Origin of the sequence: Microbacterium sp. 77mftsu3.1, assembly GCF_900100525.1 — a bacterium.
GTDB classification, from domain to species: Bacteria; Actinomycetota; Actinomycetes; order Actinomycetales; family Microbacteriaceae; genus Microbacterium; species Microbacterium aquilitoris.
The window spans coordinates 674553-698358 of the sequence record NZ_FNCR01000002.1 but is presented as its reverse complement, the minus strand read 5'-3'; the positions used below and the strand labels follow the sequence as shown (position 1 = coordinate 698358).

Sequence of the window (23806 nt, the reverse complement as noted above, 5' to 3'; positions counted from 1 at the left end):
CGAGAGTCATCTGAGGAGTTTCATGCATCATCCCACCGCACGATTCCGCCGCGCACTCGCGACGGTCAGCATCCTGGTCGCCGGCGGGCTCGCGCTCGCTGCGTGCGCCGGCGGCTCAGGATCGACATCCGATTCCGACGGAGAGCAGGAGCTCGTCATCGGGTCGCAGATGGCGTCGTTCCCGAGCCTCGACACCGGCGCGATCACGACCGCCGGCTATGAGGGGCAGCGACTCATCGGCAACCTCGTCTATGAGGGCCTCACGAAGCGCGATGTTTCGGACCCGAATGCACCGGCAGGCGTTGCGCCCGCGCTCGCGTCGTCCTGGGAGGTGTCCGACGACGGTCTGCAGTACACCTTCACGCTGCAGGACGGCGTCACCTTCCACGACGGCACCGACTGGAACGCGGATGCGTTGATCTACAACATCGATCGCTACATGAACGAGGACGACCCGAACTACGACCCCGTCCTCATCACGTATTACACGGTGCTGACGTTCGTCGACACCGTCGAGAAGGTCGATGACATGACGGTGGCGTTCACGCTGAAGGAGCCGTTCGCGTTCTTCCTCGCCGACCTGTACAACGTCTACTTCGCGAGCCCCGCGTCGCTCGACAAGTCGGGCGCTGCGGGCCAGGCCACCAACCCGGTCGGCACGGGACCTTTCGTCTTCGACTCGCTCGAGCAGAACCAGTCGATCTCGTTCGTTCGCAATGACGACTACTGGGGCGAGGTCGCGAAGCTCGATCGCCTCACGGTCGAGCTGATCCCCGACCCGTCCGCGCGAACGGCCGCGTTGCGGTCGGGACGCGTGGACTGGATCGAGGCGGCCCTGCCCGACGATCTGGCGAGCCTCGAGTCGGCGGGCTTTGTCGCGACCGGCAATGCGTTCGACTGGGAGTGGTCGTGGCAGTTGATGACGGGCGAGGAGCCCTTCGACGACATCCGCGTGCGTCAGGCCATGAATTACGCGATCGACCGCGAGACCATCGCCGAGGATCTGCTCCACGGCACCGCCGCCCCGGCTTACCAGATGTTCGCCGAGGCGAGCCTCTACTACACCGAAGACGACAACATGTACTCGTACGATCCCGACCGCGCGCGTGAGTTGCTCGCCGAGGCGGGGTACGCGGACGGTGTCGATGTGACCGTCGGCTACATCACGGCCGGGTCGGGTGCGATGCAGGCACGGTCGATGAACGAGGCTCTGCAAGCGCAGCTGGCCGAGGTCGGCATCGACGTCACTCTCGAGCCGGTCGACTTCTCGGGCATGTACGCGAAGCTCGGCGAGGGAAACACCGGATGGCAGGCGGCGAACCAGGCGTTCAGCCTCGAGCAGCCGTCGAGCTGGAACGGCTTCTGGTTCGGCTGCGACGGCAACTTCTTCGGCTACTGCAACGAAGAGGCGCAGGCAGCGTACGACAAGGCGCTGGTGACCGTGGATGACGACGAGCGTGCCGCGTTGCTGACCGAGGTCGGCCACCTCGTGACGGAGGATGCCGCGTGGATGTTCGTCGTCAACGACACCGCTCCCCGGGCCATGTCGGCTGACGTGCAGGGCTTCGAGCAGCCGAAGAGCTGGTGGATCGACTTCACGAAGGTCTCGATGGCTGACTGACGCACCGCAGCACGACAGCGGGCCCTGGGATATCCCAGGGCCCGCTGTGTTTCAGCCTCAGCCGCGGACGACGGACGCGAGCCGTTCCCCAACCCGCTGTGCATCGTATTCCGAAGCGGCTTCAACCATCACGCGCACGAGCGGCTCGGTCCCCGACGGGCGCAGCAGCACCCGACCCGAATCCCCGAGCTCCACCTCAGCGGCAGCAACGGCTTCGAGCACATCAGGGTCGGTCGAGCGCGAACGCTCGACGCCCTTCACGTTGATGAGCACCTGCGGGAAGACCGTCATGACCTTCGCGAGCTCTGACAGCGGCTTGCGCTGCCGGGCGACCTCCGCGGCGAGGTGCAGTCCCGTGAGCACTCCGTCACCCGTGGTGGCGTACTCGCTCATGATGACGTGGCCGCTCTGCTCGCCGCCGAGCGAGTAGCCACCCTCGTTCATGCGCTCGAGGACGTAGCGGTCGCCGACGGCAGTGGTCTCGAGGTGGATGCCGTTGGCCGCCATCGCACGGTGCAACCCGAGGTTGCTCATGACCGTCGCGACAAGGGTGTCGTTGTGCAGCAGTCCACGTTCTTTCATCGACACGGCGAGGATCGCCATGATCTGGTCGCCGTCGATGATGCGGCCGTCGGCGTCGACGGCGAGGCAGCGGTCGGCGTCGCCGTCGTGGGCGATGCCGAGGTCGGCGCCGGTGCGGAGCACTTCGGCGACGAGAACGTCGAGGTGGGTGGAGCCGAGGCCTTCGTTGATGTTGAGGCCGTTGGGGTCGGCGCCGATGACGGTGACCTTGGCTCCGGCGTCTCGGAAGGTCTCGGGCGAGACACCGGATGCGGCGCCGTGGGCGCAGTCGAGGACGACGTGCAGGCCGCGAAGGCTGGTGCGCAGCGACGCGAGCAAGTGCACGACGTAGCGGTCTTCGGCGTCCGCGAAACGGCTGATGCGGCCGACCGCTCCCCCGGTGGGGGCGAGCTTCGGGCCGGTCATCGCTTCTTCGATGCGCTGTTCGACGACGTCGGGCAGCTTGACGCCGCCGCGCGCGAAGATCTTGATGCCGTTGTCGGGCGCCGGGTTATGCGAGGCCGAGATCATGACGCCGAAGTCGGCGTCGATGTCGCCGACGAGGAAGGCGGCGGCCGGGGTCGGCAGAACGCCGGCGTCGAGCACGTCGACGCCGGATGAGGCGAGACCTGCGGCGACGGCGGCGCTCAGGAAGTGGCCGGAGACCCGGGGGTCGCGTGCGACGACAGCGGTGAGGCGCTTGCCGGCGGCTTTGCGTGCGTTCGCGATACGACCCTGGCCCAGGACGACAGCGGTCGCCTGGGCCAGGGTGAGCGCGAGATCGGCGGTGAGGGGGCCGTTTGCGAGGCCCCGCACACCGTCCGTCCCGAACAGTGCCATCGAAGGATTAACGCTTCGAGTACTGAGGAGCCTTACGCGCCTTCTTGAGACCAGCCTTCTTGCGCTCCTTGACGCGAGCGTCACGGGAGAGGAAGCCGGCCTTCTTGAGGGTCGGGCGGTTGTTCTCTTCGTCGATCTGGTTCAGCGACCGCGCGATGCCGAGGCGCAGGGCGCCGGCCTGGCCCGAGGGGCCACCACCCGAGATGCGGGCGATCACGTCGTAGCCACCGGCGAGGCCGAGGACCGTGAACGGGTCGTTGATCAGCTGCTGGTGCAGCTTGTTGGGGAAGTAGTCCTCGATCGTGCGGCCGTTCACCGTGATGGTGCCCGAGCCGGGGACCAGGCGCACGCGGGCGATGGCCTGCTTGCGGCGGCCGACGGCGGCACCGGGGACGGAGAGCACGGGACGAGCCGGGGCAGCCTCAGCGGCGGCCGGGGTCTCGGTCGAGTAGTTCTCGGGGGTCTGGTCGAGGGAGTCAGCGATCTTCGCCATCAGATAATCCTTGTTCTTCTCGGCGGCGCTTACTGGGCGACCTGGTCGAAGGTGTACGTGGTGGGCTGCTGTGCAGCGTGGGGGTGCTCAGCACCGCGGTAGACCTTCAGCTTCGTCAGCTGCTGACGACCCAGGCTGTTCTTGGGGAGCATGCCGCGGACGGCCTTCTCCACAGCGCGAACCGAGTTCTTCTCGAGGAGCTCGGCGTAGGTGACCGACTTGAGGCCGCCCGGGTAACCCGAGTGGCGGTAGGCCTTCTTCTGCTCGAGTTTCTGGCCGGTGAGCGCCACCTTGTCGGCGTTGATGATGATCACGAAGTCGCCGGTGTCGACGTGGTTCGCGAACGTGGGCTTGTGCTTGCCGCGCAGGAGCGTGGCAGCGTGCGAGGCGAGGCGGCCGAGGACGACGTCGGATGCGTCGATGACCACCCACTCGCGGGTGATCTCACCAGCCTTGGGCGTGTAAGTGCGCGTCACAGTAGTGCTGCTTTCATAGATTCGAACGGAGGAGTTCGTGAATCCCACTCCGGGGTGGTTCGCTCGGGATGCCGGTCGAACACGCCAGTGGAGGGCTCACGTTCGCGGTGCGAGGCCAGCAGGGCGCAGGCACCAAAGAACTACAGTACACGAGGTCGCCCTGAACACACAAAGGGGAACTGTTGGCTACCTCACCAATGTGACGTTCGGGAGCCCCGCGAGCGACTGCTCATAGACACCTGTCAGCTTGTGATAGCCGGCTTCCATGAGATAGACCCGCTTTCCCAGCACCGCGGCGGGCAGCGCGATGTGCAAGCGGTCGGAAACAACGACGTCCGCGGAGGAAATGGTGCGGAGGTAGTACGTGAAGGTCGAGTACTCGAGCGCGCTGACGTCCACGACAGACGTTCTCGCGAAAGACCCTTCGGGCAACTTGTGGCCCGCCGCCTTCAATCGCTCCATCAGCAGTGATCCCGCACGTTCGAGCTTCCGACGGAAGACCCGTCGGGCAATAGCCGATCGAGTCCCGTGAGGTAGCGCGAAGAAGGCGCTTCGTGCCAGGCGTTTGAGGAGGTGAGCGTCCCCGACCCGCCGAGCGCTGGAGTGCTTTGCGGTTCGAGACTCGCTGTCGGTACGTCCACCTATCAGCAGCCGTTTACCCGATGTGTCGTTTCGCGGCGAACGAGACTCGATGATTTCTCGAACGAAGCGATTACCGGACGCAACCACGTCATGGTCCAGCAGCAGACGAACGCCTAGGGCCTTGAGAGCGCCACCCCACGCCGACCCAACTTGTTCGAACGAATAGCGTTCCCGAAAGAACCAAAGGGTTGCCGCTGCCCGACCTTCGAAAATGAAAGCGGGGTTGATCGAGTCGAAGAGCGCGGATGAAGGGAAAATGATAAGCGGCAAATTCGGATAGTCCGCGATTCGCTCTCGAAGGATGGATGGGAATTGGTAGGTCTCCAGTAGCGCGCCGTTTGGGGGGACAATGATTAGTTCCGCCGAATCAGGAGCGACCCGAGTAATTCCTAATTCTGTAAGCATCCGATCAAATACGGCGTGCATTAGGAAGTCGCCATTGTTACCCAAAAGCTTCCCACTCCGGTCCGTCATTTCGATGACATAGGCCTTTGCGCCGCGCCAGCCGGAAACCTGATCGAACAACCTCTCGTATGACGGCCAAGCGGCCGCTTCATGCTTCTTCAAACCGCCCATTGGCTCTCCTCTATCCCGACGTTTCATTCGAGGCCGCCCCGGTATGCGGCTGCGACGGCGCGAGCAGAAAACTCGGCGTGGGCAAACTCGCTCGAGGCGCGGGACATTTCAGCCCATGCGCGCGGATCGGCTGCAATTTCCTGCAGACGCTCGACCATCTCGTCCAGCCCCGATATGACGACGCCTCCGCCACTGCGACGCACGATCTCACCCATCGCACCCACGTCCGTGACGACTGACGGCAAGCCGCTGTACATCGCTTCCGCCAGCGCACCCGGCAGACCTTCGGCTGCGGAGGGCAGAACAAACGCAGCCAACGACTGTGCATACACAGGCGCGGTATCCGGGATGTAACCGATCAGGGTAACGAAATCAGTGATACCCGCCGTCGCCGCCATGAACTTGCTCTCGTACTCGGAGTCACGAAAGGGACCCACGAAAATCGCGCGGGCGGGAATCCCCGCAAGGCGGAGCCGACGAACCGCCTCTAGGACCAGATGCGGTCTCTTAACGGGACCAAGTTTGCCGCAGAAGAGCAACGGAAAGTCCTCCGCCGGCGGCGCAGCTCTATCGACGCGGAAGTCGTCGCTGACCGGGTTCGCAATCCGGACCAGCTGTTGGTCCTTCGCGCCAAGCGCTAGAGCTTCCACCCAGATACCCTCCGAGAGTGCAAAAATACGATGGGCTCGTTTGATCACGTGATGTAGGAGAATCCGCTTCACGACGCTTGAGCGCTTTCCGGAGTCATGAAAGTCACCGGCCTCCAGGACCGGTAAAATCAGCAGACGGGTGGACCGCGATACGAGCAGGGCGGGGAGCAAGTTCATCCAGTAAGCGCCCTGCAGGTGAATGTGCGAATAGTGGCGCCGCGTAGTTAATACGAGCCAACTGGCTTTTAAAGCCCATATGATCTGCGTGACGATCCGAAGCTCATCGCTCCGAACCAACTCGATATTCTTACGCGCCCACCGAGCGTCGGCTTCGTCCGAGCTGCGAGCTCGATATGCGAGGTCAACAGGAATCCCGACCGTTCCCGCCAGTTCGCCGAAGAGGCGCTCCTGCAGGACGACCGGGCCTGAATACGCGCCCGCGGTCCCCCACGGCGATAGAACAAGAATCGCTCGAACCGGCATTTAACTTGGCCCAATCACGCTCAGAGCGCGCAGGGCAAGCGTCCTGAGGCGACTCTTAATCGATACTGAGGGCATGCGGTCAATGATGTGCGGCTGCTTCCCGCGAAACCAGCCGTAAACTTCGCGCCGACCCACGTTCATCCCCTTCGCCGACAGAAAGGCGGAGCCACTTTTCCCCCCGAAATGGTGAACATACTGCTCATGCTCGTAGAAGCCGGATGCCGCATACCCCGCGACGAGGATCGCGGCCTGCTGTTTCGTTACCGACCACCACCACTGGTGTCCCTCATCCAAGGGGAAGGCGCGATAGATGTGGGCGTCCATCAGAAGGCAGTATCCGTCCAGCCTAAGCGGATCTGTCGCGACACCGTAGGAGACGGCACCTTCCTTGTGGTGCGAGAGCAATCTCGTAAGCCAGTCCGAGGCTCGAACTTCAACGTCACTGTTGAGGAGCAAAAAGTGGGTTGCATCGTCCGACGCCATGCTGGCCGCGATGTTATTGCCACCCGCAAACAGCGTATTCACCTCGGAAAGCTGGAGCTTGTCGATCAGTCCCTCATCGCGAAGTCTCGTGACGAGATTCACCGTTTCCTGATCCGATGCATTATCCACGACGACGACCTCGAACTCGACGTTCTGCGTATTTTTGCGCAGGCTCCGAATCGTCAGTTCCACGTATTCGGGGGCATTATGCGTCAAAATCAGAATGCTCACGAAGGGCCTGCTAGATGGCATCGCGCTTCCTCTTTCTCCAGATGATTCGATTTGGCAATGCCCGCCGCGCGAGCATTGCGAGCCAGACAAGCGCCTGGGCCGCCGCAACGGTCAAAAGAATGTACGAATAGGGGACTGCGGAAAGTGCGCTCGACGACAGGAGTGCCGTTGAGATTGCGATTGAGAGGCTGAGGAGGGTCAAGGGCAACCAACCAGCAGATCGCAGGACCACCACCATCCGCACTACGCCAAACAGCAGTCGCCAACCCGTCAGCAGAAGCGCGAACGTAATCAAATCAACGTACGCAAGCGACAGCGCAATTAACGCGGACGCAAGGGTCTCCACGGCGTTGAAGAGTGTGCTTTGCCACCACTGTTTGTTCGACTGCTGAAATCCTTCGAGCACCGGTGCTATCAGCCTGATCGGCAGGCTCGCCAGCATCACGACAGCGACCGGCGCGGCCGCCCGCCAATCCGTCGGCACAAGTGGTCCAAAGAAAATCACCGCGGCACACAGAGTCGCTACTGCGAGAGTTACCGCGGCGCCCAGAATCTGCGAGAGAGTCACCGCCAACCTCACGCGCCCGCGGCCTGATTCCTCCCCGAAAGCCGAAAGCGCCACCCTCGCGAGTGGGACCGCAAGTAGGCCCGAGATGCCTAGCGAGAGCTGAAACGCCAAGTAATAGAGCCCGAGAGTTTCTTTGTCCGTGACGAACTGCGCCACGAAAAAACCGATCTGCAACGGGAGCGTCATGACCAAGGAGTTCACGGCCCAGGAGAAGCGCTCCCGCGCCGTAGCGGGTTCAGGCTCGATTGCATCCTCCGCGACGCGCCCCCGAAGACCTCTCAAGCAGAGAATCTGAATCAGGTAGTAGAGGAGTGTCGGGACAGCAAGGGCGAGAGCGCTCTCCAACCAAACCGCCAGACCTACACCCAGCAATAGCTTGATCACTGCCGCGACGAGCTGCGCGACCACCAACCTTGTATAGGCGCGAAGTTTGACACCGGCGGCGTAGTAAACGTCCGCCTCCCCTTGCAGGGGGATGCTCAGGGCGATGATCAGCGCAAGAACTCCGCCCTCTACGCCGGCCGCGAAGAGCACGACGATCCCCGCCGCGATTGCCGTGGCAGTCAGCGCCGCATTCTGGCGACGAGTGGATCGGACCAACCGGCTGAAAGAGTTCGATCGACCAGACAAATAGCCATTGACTTCACCGAAGTTCGCGACGCTGGTGAAGAACGTCAACGACGAAAGAGACGCTGCCCAGAGGCCGAATTCAGCAGGCAGCAGCCAGATGGCTAGAAGCAATTGGCTGGCGGCCGAAAGGCCACGCACGGCAGCGGTGCCAACCGAGAGCGACACCGCACCTCGCAGGACCCCACCGGCGGGTCGATGCTGACTCCCGTGGCTGCCGACCACGCTCATCAGGTCATCCTCCTCGAGGCCGACCGCATCGAAGGTCGACTTTCGGCGCCTGCCACCGCACCAATATTGCGATAACGCGAGTTCGCACCTCGGGTGTACTTTTGCGAGTCGCTAGCAGCAAGCGCAATAACGATTAGCCCGGCAAGGAAGATTCCAAACCCTCGGTTCTCCGTAGGGAAACCGTTCAGGACGGTGCAGAGAACCAGACCGATCGCGACGACTGAGTAGGTGGGTGCTTTGAGTTCCGGGATTGCTGAGTGCCTTCGTGCGCGAAGTGCGCCCGCGAAAACAAGGCCGACGGCCCAAACGATCGCGACTGAGCCAACAATGCCAAATTTGGCGAGGACCACTAGCGGTGTGTCGAGAGTGAAACCACCGTCGTCTGTCAGACCGGAACGTACCGAGGGGAAATTGACGCCCAGGCCCCTACCGAACCAAAGGTTCGACTGCCAGATCTGAAGTGTCCAGTCATACGCGTTCGACCTGTCAATTACCGAGCCGTCCTGTTGGATAGCTGACCACCCCGAGTCGAGAACTCGGTCAAAGAAGTTCAACCTGCGAGCAGCGATACCCCCGCCAAACGTCTCCGAGAAAGCTAGGACGGCTCCAAAGGCAAAGAGTGCGGCGAGTCCTGCAACGAACAGCCTTGCCAACCTCTGTGCGAGCCCGCGACGGCTGAAGGCAGCGGCGAGAAGGAGTCCAACGACTGCAAATATTGCAGGTTGGCGGCCACCGGTGCTAACAAGAATAGCGATCTGCAGCAACCCGAGCAGAAGCCAAGCGAGGCCCGTTGACCTGCTGTTGAAGTACATGGCCAGCGCCAGCGCGATGCCTGCGAACACGGGCATCGAAGAGGCCAAGCCGAGCTGAGAGAATCCGAGAACGTCGCCGCCTCGCCTGGAAAGCCATGTAGAGAGTGCTAGCGCAGCCGCCACGAGGGACGTCCCGGAGATTACGATTGCGGCGATCCGCCACGAAAGCTTTAGACCAGCCTCCACACCGACCAACAGGAGCGACGGCAGCGACAGATAACCGACCGCATCACGCAGCCACGAGTCAACGGATGCTGGCCCGAACGCGAATTGCACCAGCGTGAGGACCGGCACGGCCGTGAGGACGAGGGCCGCCACCAGGATTGGCTTCACTACCTCTCGGTCGAAGGGCTCTGCACTGGACCAGCGATAGCGGAGAGCCCAGAAGGACCAAGCACCCAGAATCAAGCACAACGCGACGAAGGCAAACTTGAGTTGACCACCCACAGCTGCGTTCTGGAACAAGAAGAGCGTTCCTCCGAGCACGACGCTCAATCGAACAAGCGCCGGCGGTATCCACCACGCCAAACTCAAGACGATGACGGCGGCGAGACTGATAACGATTTGACCGCTCACTACGCCAGCGACCGCGAGTGTCACTCCGACTACGACCACGGATGCCACAGCCCGCAGAGGTCTCGCCCGAGTTGACTCTCCGACCGGGCTAGCCACGAGCCTTCAACCTCGCCAACTGTTCGAGGTGTTCGGCTTGTTCAGCATCGGTGAACCGGTACCGGATGACCCGCGCGGGGTTGCCGGCGACAATAGCGAACGAGGGGACATTCTTCGTGACTACGCTCCCCGCTGCGACAACTGCGCCGTCTCCAACCGAGATGCCCCCGAGTATGACCGCAGACGCCCCGATCCAAACATCGCTTCCAACAACCACGCTGTCGAGCGCTTGTGGACCGCGGTCCCCAACCCATTCGCTAAGGGCGATAGGCACGCCCACCTGATCAATGCGATGGTCGAGCCGCCCTACCACTTGAACGCCACGCGCAATCAGCGTGAAGTCGCCAATCGAGCCATCTACCTCAATTAGTGAGCCCTTCCCGACGGAGACCTGGGCTCCGAGAGTCAAGCCGTGTGGGCTTCCTACGTAAGCCCCAAGGCCGAGACGCAACCCCGGACCGTGTGTCACGTTCGGACCGATTTGGCGGCTGTTGAGGATTCTGCGCGCCAACCGCTCAACGGGTTTTGGCAACCGACTGCGGTTGGCGGGGATTAACGACTCTTTCACGCGGGCCACCCCTCATCGTTCAAAAGCTGCTTATGCCCTCTTAGCGCGTCAATCAGGCCCGCGGCCATCTGCTCGGCGGAGTAAGCACCGCGCACTCGAGCCGCTAGTGTTTCGCGATCCTGCTTTGAAGCTGCTTCGATCTCCGTCGTGATCGCCTTTCCCAACGCGATCGCATTGTCGCTCTCGAAGAATCTGATCCCCCCAAACCTCACCAACTCAATCTCGGGTGCGTGAGGTTCATCCTTCGCGACGAGCACCGGCACCCCGAATCCGAGGGCTTGAGTGACGCTGAGACCGGCGTACCCAGGCGAGACCGCGACGGCAACTCGTTCGTACAGTGAGTGAAGGTCCCTCGGCGACGTTATCTCTCCGTGAAAGACCACGCGATCTGCAACACCCAACTCGGACGCCAGTCCTCTTAGGTGTCCTTCCTCCTCTCCAGCGCCCACAATTTCGACAATGACACCGGCAGAAGCGGCTGCGGGTACGGTGAGGGCGCGGATGAGGAGCTCGACCTTCTTCGAAGCGACCAATCGGCCAACGTAAAGTACCGATGGCGAGGCAGAGTCCATCAACGCGGGGGTCATCTGCTCTGCGAGGTATAGCGAATTTGGCGCGACCCACAACGGAACTCGCGGGTTCATGTCACGAGCCGGCACCACGCTGTCGTAGCCGTACAGAATGGTTCCATCGGCAAGTCCCCTCATCGACTCCCTCAGGCGACTCGTCGCGCTGTTCATCCCCCTTCTGGGACTTAGATGACCCCACAAGAGCGTCCTACGCCCGCGTACCTTGCGGACCAGCATCAGTAGCCAGCTAGTCAGGCTCCTCGGGTTCAAGTCCAAGATCGCTGCGTCTGCCCGCATGACCTCGCGCCAGCCACCCAGTTGCAGGAGAGCGCGGCCAAGGATCGAAATGTTCTTGACCGATTTGTAGTCGCGAGACGCGACACCTGTCCGCACGGAGGTGTCGAGTTGACTCGGACCTGCGTAGATCGCAAGGCCATCGCCAAGCTCCCGCCTCAGCACGTCGACGCAAGCTTGCCGATAAAACGGAAGCACGGCCAAGTACATCGCGTACTTCGGCGGGCTAACGCGTCTCTTCGCGGACGAGGACCTGCTCATACGAATCGATCACCCACCACAGAGCAATATGGGCCTGCAACGATCTTGCCGGGTGCGATCGCACCGGACACAACTGTCAGCGGTCGAGCGAGCGCGGACCGCCCGACCTCGGTTCCGCCCAAGACGATGCATCTGCTTGTGACCCAGGCCCCATCGTTGATGGCAATCGGCCGCGTCACGAGTGCCATGTCTTTGCGGTGCCGATGGCTGCCGGTCGTCAAGAAAGTCTCTTGCGAGATCACAACGTCATGCCCGATAAAGATGTGGTCCTGATTGTGGAACCACACCCCCTCACCGATCCACGAGCGGTCGCCGATGCTCAGCTTCCACGGGAACTTCACGCGAGTCCGAGGCCGGAAAACAACGCCCGCCCCGATCTGTGCGCCGAAGGCCCGCAGAACCCGCACCCGCAGCCCTGAGCTGATCTGCCAGGGGTTCGTGACCAACAACAGTTCGCACACGGCCCAGAGGTAGACGATCCATGCCGGCCGATCCCACGCCGCACGCTCACCAGGGGCCTTCGAGAGATCGATCACCGGGATGTCAGACATCGTCCACCTTCCGAAACCAGGCCGAAACCGACGCGCGGCTAGGGTCGAGAACATGTCGCGTCCCGCCCCCGCAGTCACTGTACTGGGAGTGAACTACCCTCCCGAGCCGACCGGCATCTCCCCCTACACCGGAGCCATGGCACGTGGTTTGTCGAGGCGGGGATACCGGACGCACGTGGTCACGACGCATCCTCATTATCCGGAGTGGCGTGTGTCGGCAGGTTACGGGCAGTGGTCACGGAGGGAACATCTCGACGGCGTCGACGCCCTTCGGGTCCGCCACTACGTGCCGTCGAAGCCGAGCGGCATCCGCCGGTTGCTCTCCGAGATCAGCTTCGGACTGCGTCTGCTCTTCGCACCTCTCGGCGGTCGCGACGCCGCCGTGCTTGTCTCGCCCGCCCTTTTCTCCTCAGCCCTCGCCGCGCTCCGCTTGCGGCTCTTCCTTAAGAAGACGCCGCTCGTCGTCTGGGTGCAGGACCTCTACTGGCTCGGCCTGCGCGAGACCGGCCAGGACGGCGGCCTCAGCAGCAAGGTCATCAAGGTGACCGAGAAATGGCTGCTCTCCACCGCCGACCGGGTCGTCGTCATCCACGACCGTTTCGCTGCCCGCGTCGCCGACGACTACGGCATCCCGCCTGAACGCATCCACGTGGTCCGCAACTGGACCCACCTCTCCCCCACCGCCCCCGTCGACCGCAGCGTCGCGCGCGCCGCGCGCGGCTGGGGCGACGAGGTCGTCGTGCTCCACGCCGGCAACATGGGCATCAAGCAGGGCCTCGGCAACGTCGTCGACGCCGCCCGGCTCGCCGAGGCGCAGGGCGCCCCCATCCGCTTCGTGCTCATGGGCGGCGGCGGCGAGCGCGACCGCCTCAAGGCCCTTGCCGAAGGCGTGTCGACCGTCCAGTTCCTCGACCCGCTTCCGGATGCCGAGTTCTCGGCCGCACTCGCCGCGGCCGACATCTTGCTCGTCAACGAGTACCCCGGCGTCAGCGAGATGGCCGTCCCCAGCAAGCTGACGTCCTACTTCTCCAGCGGCCGCCCCGTCATCGCCGCGACCGACAAGAACGGGATCACCGCCGACGAGATCCGCGCGGCGGGAGCCGGCGTCGTCGTCCCGGCGGCCAGCCCGCAGTCCCTTCTCGACGCGAGCCTCGAGCTCGGCCGCGACCACGAGCGCGCTGAGCAGCTCGGTCAGAGCGGCAAGCGTTACCGCGAGACGGTCCTCGACGAAACATTCGCGATCGAGTCGTTCGCTACTCTTCTCCAAACGCTCATCGATGGAGACCGTGCGCGGCCTCCGCGTTCGGCCGTATCGACGAGCTGACGGCTCGTCTAGCCCAGGGGGAATCACCGTGACCAAGCGCGCTCTCATCACCGGCATCACCGGCCAGGACGGCTCTTACCTCGCCGAACTGCTGCTGAAGAAGGGCTACGAGGTGCACGGACTCATCCGTCGCGCATCGACCTTCAACACGCACCGCATCAACCACCTGTACGTCGACCCGCACGATCCGACCGCCAAGCTCTTCCTGCACTACGGCGACCTCAGCGACGGCGCCCGCATGGTCACCCTCATGAGCGAGATCAACCCCGACGAGGTCTACAACCTCGCCGCCCAGTCGCACGTGCGCGTCTCGTTCGACGAACCCGAGCACACCGCCGACACCACCGGCACCGGCACGATCCGCCTGCTCGAAGCCGTCCGCCTCTCGGGCATCAAGACGCGGTTCTATCAGGCGTCCACCTCAGAGCTCTTCGGTGCCACTCCCCCGCCCCAGGGTGAGGACACCCCCTTCTACCCGCGGTCGCCATACGGCGTTGCGAAGCTCTACTCGTACTGGATCGTGAAGAACTACCGCGAGGCGTACGACATGTTCGCCGTCAACGGCATCCTCTTCAACCACGAGTCACCCCGCCGCGGCGAGACGTTCGTCACCCGCAAGATCACCCGCGCCGTCGCCCGCATCAAGGCCGGCGTGCAGAAGGACCTCTACCTCGGCAACCTCGAATCCATCCGCGACTGGGGCTACGCCGCCGAGTACGTCGAAGGCATGTGGCGGATGCTGCAGGCCGACGAGCCCGAGGACTTCGTCCTCGGCACCGGGGTCGGCTACACGATCAAGGACTTCCTCGAGACGTCGTTCGGCCACGTCGGGCTCGACTGGCAGGAGTTCGTGAAGTTCGACGAGCGCTACCTGCGACCCACCGAGGTCGACGCGCTCATCGGCGACCCGTCGAAGGCCGCCGACAAGCTCGGCTGGGTTCCCACCATCCATGGGAAGGAACTCGCGACCCTCATGGTTGACGCCGACGTGGAAGCGCTCGAAAAGGGTCCCGAATGGATCGACACCGTCACGCTCGCCTCGTGGGGCACCGCGTGACCGCCGCGCTCGACGGCGTCACCTACACACCCGGCGCGCTCGACCGGGACGCGACGTTCTACGTCGCCGGCCACCGGGGCCTCGTCGGGTCCGCGATCGTCCGCAAGCTCGAAGCCGAAGGTTTCACCCGCGTCGTCGGCAAGACCTCCGCCGAGCTCGACCTCAAAAACCGCGACGATGTGTTCGCCTACATGGCCGAGATCAAACCCCGTTACATCGTCCTCGCGGCGGCGAAGGTGGGCGGCATCCTCGCCAACAGCACCTACCCGGTCGACTTCCTCTCCGACAACATGCGGATCCAGACCAATGTGCTCGACGCGGCCCTCGCCCAGGATGTCGAACGCGTCGCCTTCCTCGGATCGTCCTGCATCTACCCGAAGTTCGCCGAGCAGCCCATCCGCGAGGACTCGCTGCTCACCGGGCACCTCGAGCCCACGAACGACGCGTACGCGATCGCGAAGATCGCCGGCATCCTCCACACCCAGGCCGTGCGCCGCCAGTACGGGCTGCCCTGGATCAGCGCCATGCCGACCAACCTCTACGGGCCGAACGACAACTTCTCGCCGAAGGGCTCGCACGTCCTGCCCGCCCTCATCCGCCGCTACGACGACGCCGCCAAGACGGGCGCCGACGCCGTGACCAACTGGGGCACCGGCACACCCCGCCGCGAATTCCTGCACTCCGACGACATGGCCGACGCCGTCCTGCACCTGATGGAGCACTACGACGGCCCCGACCAGGTCAACGTCGGCACCGGCAGCGACGTCACCATCCGCGAGATCGCCGAGACCATCGCCGACGTCACGGGCTTCAGCGGCGACACCGAGTGGGACACCACCAAGCCCGACGGAACCCCGCAGAAGCTCCTCGACGTCTCGAAGCTCGCCGACGCCGGCTGGACGGCGAAGATCAGCCTGCAAGAGGGTCTCGAGCGCACCGTCGCCTGGTACCGCGACCACTTCGACACGATCCGCGAGTAATTCGATGGCGTACCGCCACGTCGTGCTCTTCCGCATCCACGACCACGTCGAAGAGCACGACGTCGCCCGTGCGATCGACCGGCTGCGCACGCTCGCCGACCTGCCCGGCATTATCGATTGGCGGATCGCCCGGTCGCTCGACGAGCGCAAAGGCCGCATCGTCGTCGAAGAAGCGACGTTCGAGAGCGCCGAAGCCTTCGGCGCGTTCCGCGCGCATCCCCGACACCAGACCGTCGCGGCCGAGATGGCGGCGATCTCCGACTGGTGGATCGGCGACTACGACGCCTGACCAGGCGACCGGCGCACCCCGATCGCGGCACGATCCCCGCGTGTCATCTGCCCGACACAGCCCTGTGGCAGACTGAGCCGCATTGTTCGCACGTCCGCCGGGCGTAGGCACGAGAGGCACCATGGAGCTCAGCGACTACATCCGCGTCCTCCGCAAGAACTGGCTCATCATCGTCGTACTGACGCTGGTCGGTCTGGGCGCTGCAGCCGCCTATTCGCTCACGCGCACCCCGGTGTACGAGTCGTCGAGCAGCGTCGCCGTATCGACGCAGGCGGGCGGGTCGACCGCCGAAGTCGCCCAAGGTGCCAACTTCGCCCAGACGCGCATCAACACGTACGTCGGGCTCGTGACGACTCCGATCGTGCTCAACCCGGTGATCGCCGAGCTCGACCTGGGTGTCACCGCGCAGAGCCTTGCCCGACAGATCACCGCCTCGTCGGCGCTCAACACCACGATCATCACGATCACGGCATCCGACCCCGATCCGGTCGTCGCGGCGAACCTCGCCAATCAGGTCGCGGCGAGCCTGTCGACCGTGGTCCCCGAGATCGAGCCGCAGATCGAAGAGGGCGGCAGCCCGATCCGGCTCACCCGGGTCAGCGACGCGCAGCCGGCCCTCTCGCCGGCGAGCCCCAACGTGCCGCTCAACCTCGCGTTGGGTCTGCTCGTCGGCCTCGCCCTGGGCATCGGCATCGCGGTTCTGCGCACGGTGCTCGACAACAAGGTCCGTACCCCGCGGGATGCCGAGGCGATCACGTCCGCTCCCTCGCTCGGCGCGATCGCGTTCGACACGAAGGCGAAGGAACGCCCGCTCATTGTGCACGCCGACCCGCTCAGCCCGCGCGCCGAGTCGTTCCGCGCCCTGCGCACGAACCTGCAGTTCCTCGACATGGGCGGCCGCGCGAGTTTCGTCATCACGAGCTCGGTGCCGAGCGAGGGCAAGTCGACCACGACCATCAACCTCGCGATCGCCCTCGCCGACGCAGGCAAGAAGGTCGCACTGCTCGACACCGACCTTCGCAAGCCCAAGGTCGCCGAATACCTCGGCATCGAGGGCGGCGTCGGCCTCACCGACGTGCTCATCGGCCGCACCCGTGTCGGCGACGTCATGCTGCCGTGGGGCGGGCGCAGCCTGTTCGTCTTGCCCGCCGGCAAGATCCCACCCAACCCGAGTGAACTGCTCGGATCGAAGCAGATGTCGACTCTGCTCGACGTGCTCGAACGCGACTTCGACGTCGTCCTCTGCGACGCCCCGCCCCTGCTGCCCGTCACCGACGCGGCGATCCTCGCGCGCGGCACGAGTGGCGCCATCCTCGTCGCTTCGGCCGGCAAGGTCACCCGCCACCAGCTCGAAGGCGCCGTCGAAGCCCTGCACACGGTGGGTGCGAAGGTCGCCGGCTTCGTCATGTCGATGGTGCCCACCCGCGGACCCGACTCGTACTACAGCGGTTACGGATACGGATACGGGTACGGATACGGCGGTTACGGCTACACGCAGGAGCAGCCGAAGGCGGCCCGTGGCCGCAAGCGCAAGACGCCCGTCGCCGTCGTCCCCGACACGGCGCCCGCCTTCGGCGAGATCGGCGTCGACTCGCGTCGTGGCGCGCGGGATGCCGGCGACGCCGCCGCCCGCTGAGTCATGGCACGCCGCTCGCCCGTTCGACGCGGGCTGCCCTCGGTCGTCGTCGCGCTGCTCGTCGTCGCGCTGACGGTCGCGGTCGGCGCCCTCGTCGTGCTGGCCCTGCAGCGCGGCCAGGGCGACGGCGTCGACCCGGCGTCCCGTCCGGCACCCACTGTCGGTCTCACTCCCCCGGCGTCCTCGCCGTCGCCCTCGGAGAGCCCCGCCGCGATCGCACCGCCCGACGCCGACGAACGGTTCCTCGCCGTCGACGCCGACATGATGTGGCGTGCGACCGCGGGCCGGTGCGACGGCCCGGCACCCGTCGTCGAACGATCGGATGACGACGGTGACACGTGGGTCGACGTCACCCCGACCTACCGCGACATCACGCAGATCCGCGCCCTGACGCCGTTCGCCGAAACCCAGGCCGACCTCGTCGCCGACCTCGGCGACGACTGCGAGACCCAGGCTCTGCGCACGTTCACCGAAGGCACGTTCTGGTCGCCGTACGACGACCTGCTGCCGGCATCCGACTACATCACCGGCGACAGCCTGATCATCGACGGCACCACCGTCGACGCCCCGTGCGCGCAGCCGTGGGGCCTTCGCACCTCGAGTGGCACCGCGGCGTTCATCTGCGACGGCACGGCCTACGACGTGGCCGATGGCGAGACCACCGAGATCGGCACCGGCGTGGTCGCCGTCGATGTGCTCGACGGCGACATCGTCGGCGCCACCACGAGCCCCGACTGCGACGGCATCCAGGTCGCGACGCTCGCCCCCGAGAGTGCACCCATCGACTGCCTCACCACCGACGCCACCGGACCTGTCGCCCTGGCCCTCACGAGCGATACCGTGCGGGTGTGGGTGGGAGATCAGCTCCTCAGCACGACACGCTGATGGGAAGAGTACGACGCGTCTGGCGGACGCTGGGCGCGACGTTCGTCAGCGGTGAGTACTTCAGCCGCTGGTCGCTGATCCTCGCCCTCGCCGTCGGAGTCCTCCTGAGCGTGCCCAGCGTCGGCGACCCCTCGTTCCTCGGCTATCTCCGCGGCGTCGCCGTGGCGGCGCTCGGCTCGCCTCCGCTCATCGCGATCGGCTTCGCGGCGACCTGGGCCGAGCGGCGCCTCGAGCGGCCGGCGGCGAGGGCATGGGCGATCATCGGAGCGATCGTCCTGATCTCCGGCATCCGGCCCTTCGTCAACGACGGCATCAGCACCCTCGTCTTCGGCACCTCCACCGGCGGCAATTGGCCGAACCGCATCACCACCAACCTCGTCACGTGCGTCGCCCTGTTCACGGTGTGCGCAGTGACGATCACCTACCAGCGCCGGCTGCGGGCGACGACGACCCGCCTACAGCTCGCCGGCGCCCAGATGCGCGCCGCCATCGCCGAGGTGAATCGGCTGCGTACCGACGGCGACGCCGAGCGCGACCGTCTCGTCGCCGAGCTGCGCGCATCGCGCGACGATCTGCTGGGCCGTCCGGTGACCTACGACGCGGTCCGGGAGTACTCCGACCGGGTGCGGGCCGCGTCGCACGCGCTCGACGCCGTGCGCACCGCCCCCACACCCCGCTCCCCCGCGGACGTCAGCATCGGCGAGGCCCAGCGCGTCCCGCTCGTCGGACGACTCGGCAGGACCCCCCTGCTGACAGTGGGCCTCACGTACGTCGGCGCGACGCTCCCGTTCGGCCTCGCCCACGGCGGACCGTCGGTCGCCCTCACCGCGATCCTCGTGTGCGCGGCGCTCGACCTCGTCGCCTCGGCGATCATCCGATCCACCCGCCGGCTGCGTCCACGCCTGCGCGGCGCCGTCTTCGTCGCCACCTGGCTGGCCGTGGGCGTCGGCGTGATGGCGCTCTCGTTCGCCCTCATCCCGAGCGTCGGTTCACTCGGGCTCGTGCCTCTTGTCGCGGTCCCCCTCGTCGCCGTCATCATCAGCGTGTCCGTCGACGCGTACCGCCGCGCCCGCGCCGAGGAGGAGCGCGCCACGACCGTGCTGCTCGACTCGGCGCGCACCCTCGCCGCTGAGGTGGATGCCGCGCAGCTCCCCCTGCGCCGCGCCACCGACCTGCTGCACGGCCGCTTGCAGGGGCGGTGCGTGATCCTCGCCGCGCACGTCGACGAGAACCCCCCCGACGAGCAAATGCTCGCCACCTTCCGGGCGCAGACCGACGAGATCTTCGACCAGGTGAGCACCGCGGATGCCCCGGCCGCCGTCGACGCCGAGGACATCCACGACCTGGTACGCGCGTGGTCGGTCGTCATGGACGTCTCGCTCGCGATCCACGACGACGCCCGCGCGAGCCTCGACGACGCGATCGTCGGCGAGGCGATCACCAGCCTCGTCAACGAGGGACTCGTGAACGCGGTCAAGCACTCCGGCGCCCGGTGGGCCGAGGTCGCGATCGAGCGCGTCGACGATCAGCTCAGCGTGCGCGTCGGCAGCCCCGGCATCCTTCGCCTCACCGGCGCGCCCGGCGGAGAGCACGTGACGGGCATCGGCACGCGAGGGGCTCGGACCACCCTGCGGCAGAGAGGCGACCGGGTCGTCCTCGAAGGCGAGTTCGCCGTCCCGGTCGAGCAGGCCGGATGAGTCAGCCGGCCTGGAGCAGCGTGGCCACGCGCTCGCGCAGCTGACGCGGCGTGAACGGCTTCACGACATAGTCGTCGACACCGGCCGCCTGCGCCTGGGCGACATCCTGCGGAGAGGAACGCGCCGTCAGCATCATGATGCGCGTCGACGAGAACTCCGGGTCGGACCGCAGCGTCGAGCACACTTCGATGCCCGTCTTGATGGGCATCATCCAGTCGAGGATCACCATGTCGGGATGCTTCTCGTAGGCCAACGCGAGGCCGGCGCCGCCGTCGTGGGCCACCTCGACGTCGTGTCCGACGGAAGCGAGGACGTGGGTCAGGAGCGAGGCGACGTCCACGTCGTCTTCCACCACAAGGACTCGTGACACCGAGCACCCACCTTGTTTTCGCTAGTCGATCGAGACACCGACTGTTCCGTGAGACTATACGCGACACACACGCGCTGTACGGTGTACGCGTGACGACTCCGACCGCAGCGGGGAAGGCGCCTTCCCCGGCGTCGTCCCGGTCGCGGCGCTGGTGGTTCTGGATCGCCACCCCCGTCGTCATCATCGCGCTGGGCATGGTCGGACTGACCCTGCAGGCGCCGGGCCTCCCGATCGCCTGGTGGTGGCCCGCCGCGGGCGCCTCCGCGTGGTTCGCGCTCCGAGCCAAGCCCGGCGAGCGGCGGTGGGCCCTGCTCGCCACCTTCGTCGCCACCTCGGCGAGCAACGCCCTGGTCGGCAGGCCTTGGTCGGTGGCGTTGCTGTACGGGTTCTGCAACACGATCGAGATCGCCGTCCTCCTCTCGGTGCTCGGACGCCACGACGACGGCTTCCGCCTCACGACCCTCACGCGTGCGGTGCGGTTCGTCGCGGCATCCCTCGTCGGAGCGGCGGTGCTGGGGCTGACGATCGCGACGGCCGGCGTCCTGCTGGTCGGCTCGTCGTTCCTCCCCGTCGCCATCGTCGGCTTCGCCTCGCACAGCTCCGCAACGATGCTGATCGGCGCACTGGCGGTCGTCCCGCCCAGGGAAACCCGCACCCCGCAGGCCGGTGAGCTCGCCGTGCACGCCGCCGTGACCGTGCCCACGCTGCTCCTGACCTTCGGGCCCGGCGGAGCGACCAACCTGAGCTTCCTCGTGTTCGCCGTCCTCGCTGCGGGGTGCCTGCGCTTCCCCCTGCGCACCGCGATCCTGCAATCGCTCATCATCTCCATCGCCGCGCTGCTGCTCGCCCTCACCGCCGGCGGCTCGTTCGGCTTCGACCTCGCCGCGTCCCGAATCGCCCCGGTCGACCTCGTCATCTTCATGAGCACGGTGGGCGTGTTCACGCTGCTCGTCTCTGTCGCGCGCTACGAGAGCCGCATGAACGCGAAGCTCGCCCTCCGCGCCGCCGAAGACGTGGCCCAGGCCGAGCGCGCCCGCGTCGCCGCCCTCGCCGCACAGCTCGAACTGCAGCGCCAGCGCGAGGACTTCGCGACCACCACGAGCCACGAGCTGCGGACGCCTCTCACGAACATCGTCGGCTACTCCGACCTGCTGCTCGGCACCGACCTCGACGACCAGCAGCGCGGGTGGATCGCGAAGGTCCGCCGCGGCGCCGACCGCCTGACGACGCTCGTCGACGGCCTCATCGAGTCACGGGAGGCGAGCACCTCCGACGCGGTCGCCGTCGACCCCCTCATGGAGCGGGTGAGGGACGCCTTCGCGACGGATGCCGCCGCTCGACACGCATCCATCGTCACGGCGACCAGCGGCCTCGTCGCCCGCGCGGCCCCGATCGACGTCGAACGCGCGCTGACCTACCTCGTCTCGAACGCCGTCACCTTCGCCGAGAACGGCACCATCGCCATCTCCGCCTCCCGCATCGACGACGACGTGTGGATCACCGTCACCGACGACGGCCCCGGGATGTCGCCCACGACTCTGCAGCACGCCTTCGACCGGTTCTACCGCGGCCCCGAGGCCGAGGGCCGCGGGGCCGGCGGGCTGGGCCTCGGTCTCGGCAGTGCCCGCGACCTCGCCCGCCGCAACGGCGGCGACGTCACCCTCTCATCCGACGTGGGCCACGGCGTCTCGGCGGCGCTCCGCCTGCCGGCGCTGACGGACGGTGGCGCTGCATGACGGGTTGGACACACGAGCGTCACACGCTGCTGGTAGTTTCCGCGCAAGGGGAGTTTCACGTCTCGCGGGGAGTGGCGAAACGATGGCGATCACGGTGACATCGAAATCTACGGGCAGTGACGAGAAGGCGACGGGCGCGCGTCACGACGAACCCGTCAAACGCTGGCGCCGCACCTACGCTCGGCGGCTGTGGATCAGCGACCTGCTCGTGCTCATCTGGGTCGTCTACGGCACGCAGCTCGCCTGGTTCGGCCTCGGCGCAGCCGACCTCGCGATCCAAGCGGGGCGCGTCGCCGGCGAGGTCTCGTACTGGGGCTTCTCGACAGCCCTCATCCTCCTGTGGATGCTCACCCTCAGCCTCGCCGACACCCGCGACCACCGGGTCATCGGTGCCGGCTCGGCCGAGTACGCCCGCACCGCCCGTTCCAGCGTCACGCTCTTCGGCGTGATCGCGATCGTCGCGTTCCTCACCCAGACCGAGGTCGCCCGGGGCTTCCTGCTGATCAGCCTGCCCCTCGGCATCCTCATCCTGCTGTTCGAACGCTGGCTCTGGCGCCAGTGGCTCATCGCCCAGCGGCGCAGCGGCGCGTTCTCGGCTCGCGTGCTCCTCGTCGGGTCGCGGCGCTCGGTCATCGACATCGCCAACGAGTTGCTGCGGACGCCGAGCGCCGGCTACTACGTCGTCGGCGCCTGCGTGCCCGGCGGCGCCGTCGCCGACACGATCGAGGGCACCGACATCCCGATCATCGGATCGATCTCGGCGCTCGGCGACGCGATGGCGGCGACCTCTGCCGACACCGTCGTCATCACGAGCACCGACGAGCTGCCCGCCGACAAGGTGAAGGAGATCTCCTGGGGCCTCGAAGCGGGGCGCCAGCACCTCGTCATCGCGCCCGGCATCGCCGACATCGCCGGTCCCCGCATCAGCAGCAGGCCCGTCGCCGGCCTGCCCCTGCTCCACGTCGAGACGCCGCGCTTCAGCGGCGGCCAGCGCGTCCTGAAGCGCGTCATGGACGTCAGCGCCGCCTCGATCGGCGTCGCCGTCATCAGCCCGCTCCTCGCCTTCCTCGCCATCTCGATCCGGCTCTCGAGCCCGGGCCCCGTGCTGTTCCGACAGACGCGCGTCGGCCACGGCGGCCGCGAGTTCACGATGCTGAAGTTCCGCTCGATGGTGACCGACGCCGAAGACCGGCTCGCCGCACTGATGGAGCAGGACCGGGATGCCGGCAATGCGGTCCTCTTCAAGATGAAGCACGATCCGCGAGTCACCCCCATCGGGCGCATCATGCGGCGGCTCAGCCTCGATGAGCTTCCCCAGCTGTTCAACGTGATCGGCGGGTCGATGTCGCTCGTCGGGCCGCGCCCGCCCCTCCCCCGAGAGGTGGAGCTCTACGCCGACCACGTCCACCGCCGCTTCCTCGTGAAGCCCGGCATCACGGGCCTGTGGCAGGTCAGCGGCCGGTCGTCGCTGTCGTGGGAGGAATCGGTGCGCCTCGACCTGTCGTACGTCGAGAACTGGACCCTCGTCGGCGATTTCGTCATCCTCGTCAAGACGGCGCGTGCCGCGCTCGCTCCGGGAGACACCGCTTTCTGACGCGGGTGCGCGATCCGTGCCACACTGGC

The 23806-nt window shown here is 66.0% G+C and carries 22 protein-coding genes; 10 read left to right on the top strand and 12 right to left on the bottom strand.

The window, feature by feature from the left end; all coding sequences use genetic code 11:
• The first annotated feature begins 22 nt into the window (after nucleotides 1-22).
• Entirely contained in the window at nucleotides 23-1621 is a 1599-nt protein-coding gene (locus BLR68_RS08300; protein WP_018187293.1) for an ABC transporter substrate-binding protein, read from the top strand.
• A 57-nt stretch (nucleotides 1622-1678) separates the two neighbouring features.
• Here the strand turns inward: BLR68_RS08300 and glmM are convergent, their stop codons facing one another.
• The 11 genes from glmM to BLR68_RS08250 all read right to left on the bottom strand — a co-directional run bounded on the left by glmM (nucleotide 1679) and on the right by BLR68_RS08250 (nucleotide 12209).
• Nucleotides 1679-3022 carry a phosphoglucosamine mutase gene (glmM, locus tag BLR68_RS08295; RefSeq protein WP_018187294.1) on the bottom strand — a complete coding sequence of 448 codons (1344 nt, stop codon included), beginning with the start codon at nucleotides 3020-3022 and terminating at the stop codon, nucleotides 1679-1681.
• A gap of 7 nt (nucleotides 3023-3029) precedes the next feature.
• Nucleotides 3030-3515, bottom strand: coding sequence for a 30S ribosomal protein S9 (rpsI, locus tag BLR68_RS08290; RefSeq protein ID WP_018187295.1), 486 nt, complete (start codon nucleotides 3513-3515; stop codon nucleotides 3030-3032).
• A 29-nt stretch (nucleotides 3516-3544) separates the two neighbouring features.
• The gene (gene rplM / locus BLR68_RS08285; RefSeq protein ID WP_018187296.1) at nucleotides 3545-3991 is read right to left on the bottom strand and encodes a 50S ribosomal protein L13; all 447 of its coding nucleotides are present in this window, start codon (nucleotides 3989-3991) and stop codon (nucleotides 3545-3547) included.
• A 186-nt stretch (nucleotides 3992-4177) separates the two neighbouring features.
• Nucleotides 4178-5209, bottom strand: a complete 1032-nt coding sequence (locus BLR68_RS17715; RefSeq protein ID WP_143015737.1) for a hypothetical protein — start codon at nucleotides 5207-5209, stop codon at nucleotides 4178-4180.
• Nucleotides 5210-5232: 23 nt separating this feature from the next.
• Nucleotides 5233-6342: a glycosyltransferase family 4 protein gene (locus BLR68_RS08275; protein ID WP_026302902.1), complete on the bottom strand. Its 1110-nt coding sequence runs from the start codon at nucleotides 6340-6342 to the stop codon at nucleotides 5233-5235.
• Nucleotides 6343-7056, bottom strand: coding sequence for a glycosyltransferase family 2 protein (locus BLR68_RS08270; protein WP_018187299.1), 714 nt, complete (start codon nucleotides 7054-7056; stop codon nucleotides 6343-6345).
• 10 nt (nucleotides 7057-7066) lie between these two features.
• Nucleotides 7067-8482 carry an oligosaccharide flippase family protein gene (locus BLR68_RS08265; protein WP_018187300.1) on the bottom strand — a complete coding sequence of 472 codons (1416 nt, stop codon included), beginning with the start codon at nucleotides 8480-8482 and terminating at the stop codon, nucleotides 7067-7069.
• Complete coding sequence (locus BLR68_RS17710) at nucleotides 8482-9894, bottom strand: O-antigen ligase family protein (RefSeq protein ID WP_176770676.1); 1413 nt, start codon at nucleotides 9892-9894, stop codon at nucleotides 8482-8484. The genes BLR68_RS08265 and BLR68_RS17710 overlap by 1 nt, the downstream gene beginning before the upstream one ends.
• A gap of 64 nt (nucleotides 9895-9958) precedes the next feature.
• The gene (locus BLR68_RS18170) at nucleotides 9959-10183 is read right to left on the bottom strand and encodes a DapH/DapD/GlmU-related protein (RefSeq protein ID WP_256335354.1); all 225 of its coding nucleotides are present in this window, start codon (nucleotides 10181-10183) and stop codon (nucleotides 9959-9961) included.
• Nucleotides 10184-10530: 347 nt separating this feature from the next.
• Nucleotides 10531-11274: a glycosyltransferase gene (locus BLR68_RS08255; RefSeq protein WP_176770675.1), complete on the bottom strand. Its 744-nt coding sequence runs from the start codon at nucleotides 11272-11274 to the stop codon at nucleotides 10531-10533.
• Nucleotides 11275-11654: 380 nt separating this feature from the next.
• Nucleotides 11655-12209 (bottom strand): LbetaH domain-containing protein, encoded by a 555-nt coding sequence (locus tag BLR68_RS08250; RefSeq protein WP_018187302.1) that lies wholly within the window; start codon nucleotides 12207-12209, stop codon nucleotides 11655-11657.
• A gap of 52 nt (nucleotides 12210-12261) precedes the next feature.
• On the opposite strand from BLR68_RS08250, the gene BLR68_RS08245 reads away from it, so the two are divergent.
• The 7 genes from BLR68_RS08245 to BLR68_RS08215 all read left to right on the top strand — a co-directional run bounded on the left by BLR68_RS08245 (nucleotide 12262) and on the right by BLR68_RS08215 (nucleotide 20077).
• A complete protein-coding gene (locus tag BLR68_RS08245; RefSeq protein WP_040570576.1) occupies nucleotides 12262-13533 on the top strand; it encodes a glycosyltransferase in 1272 nt (423 codons plus the stop codon).
• Between the two features lie 28 nt (nucleotides 13534-13561).
• On the top strand, nucleotides 13562-14590 hold the full coding sequence (gene gmd / locus BLR68_RS08240; RefSeq protein ID WP_018187304.1) for a GDP-mannose 4,6-dehydratase: 1029 nt from the start codon (nucleotides 13562-13564) through the stop codon (nucleotides 14588-14590).
• Entirely contained in the window at nucleotides 14575-15570 is a 996-nt protein-coding gene (locus tag BLR68_RS08235) for a GDP-L-fucose synthase family protein (protein ID WP_018187305.1), read from the top strand. Before gmd ends, BLR68_RS08235 begins: the two co-directional genes overlap by 16 nt.
• A 4-nt stretch (nucleotides 15571-15574) precedes the next feature.
• The gene (locus tag BLR68_RS08230) at nucleotides 15575-15859 is read left to right on the top strand and encodes a Dabb family protein (protein WP_018187306.1); all 285 of its coding nucleotides are present in this window, start codon (nucleotides 15575-15577) and stop codon (nucleotides 15857-15859) included.
• A 121-nt stretch (nucleotides 15860-15980) separates the two neighbouring features.
• The gene (locus BLR68_RS08225; protein ID WP_018187307.1) at nucleotides 15981-17495 is read left to right on the top strand and encodes a tyrosine-protein kinase domain-containing protein; all 1515 of its coding nucleotides are present in this window, start codon (nucleotides 15981-15983) and stop codon (nucleotides 17493-17495) included.
• Nucleotides 17496-17498: 3 nt separating this feature from the next.
• On the top strand, nucleotides 17499-18380 hold the full coding sequence (locus BLR68_RS08220) for a hypothetical protein (protein ID WP_018187308.1): 882 nt from the start codon (nucleotides 17499-17501) through the stop codon (nucleotides 18378-18380).
• Nucleotides 18380-20077 carry a sensor histidine kinase gene (locus tag BLR68_RS08215; RefSeq protein WP_018187309.1) on the top strand — a complete coding sequence of 566 codons (1698 nt, stop codon included), beginning with the start codon at nucleotides 18380-18382 and terminating at the stop codon, nucleotides 20075-20077. The genes BLR68_RS08220 and BLR68_RS08215 overlap by 1 nt, the downstream gene beginning before the upstream one ends.
• Before the next feature lies 1 nt (nucleotide 20078).
• Here BLR68_RS08215 and BLR68_RS08210 read toward each other — a convergent pair whose 3' ends face one another.
• Nucleotides 20079-20417 carry a response regulator transcription factor gene (locus BLR68_RS08210; RefSeq protein WP_256335353.1) on the bottom strand — a complete coding sequence of 113 codons (339 nt, stop codon included), beginning with the start codon at nucleotides 20415-20417 and terminating at the stop codon, nucleotides 20079-20081.
• 119 nt (nucleotides 20418-20536) lie between these two features.
• Here BLR68_RS08210 and BLR68_RS08205 point away from each other — a divergent pair, with 119 nt between their 5' ends.
• Nucleotides 20537-22183, top strand: coding sequence for a sensor histidine kinase (locus BLR68_RS08205; protein ID WP_026302907.1), 1647 nt, complete (start codon nucleotides 20537-20539; stop codon nucleotides 22181-22183).
• A gap of 82 nt (nucleotides 22184-22265) precedes the next feature.
• Nucleotides 22266-23777, top strand: coding sequence for a sugar transferase (locus tag BLR68_RS08200; RefSeq protein ID WP_018187311.1), 1512 nt, complete (start codon nucleotides 22266-22268; stop codon nucleotides 23775-23777).
• Nucleotides 23778-23806 lie beyond the last annotated feature (29 nt).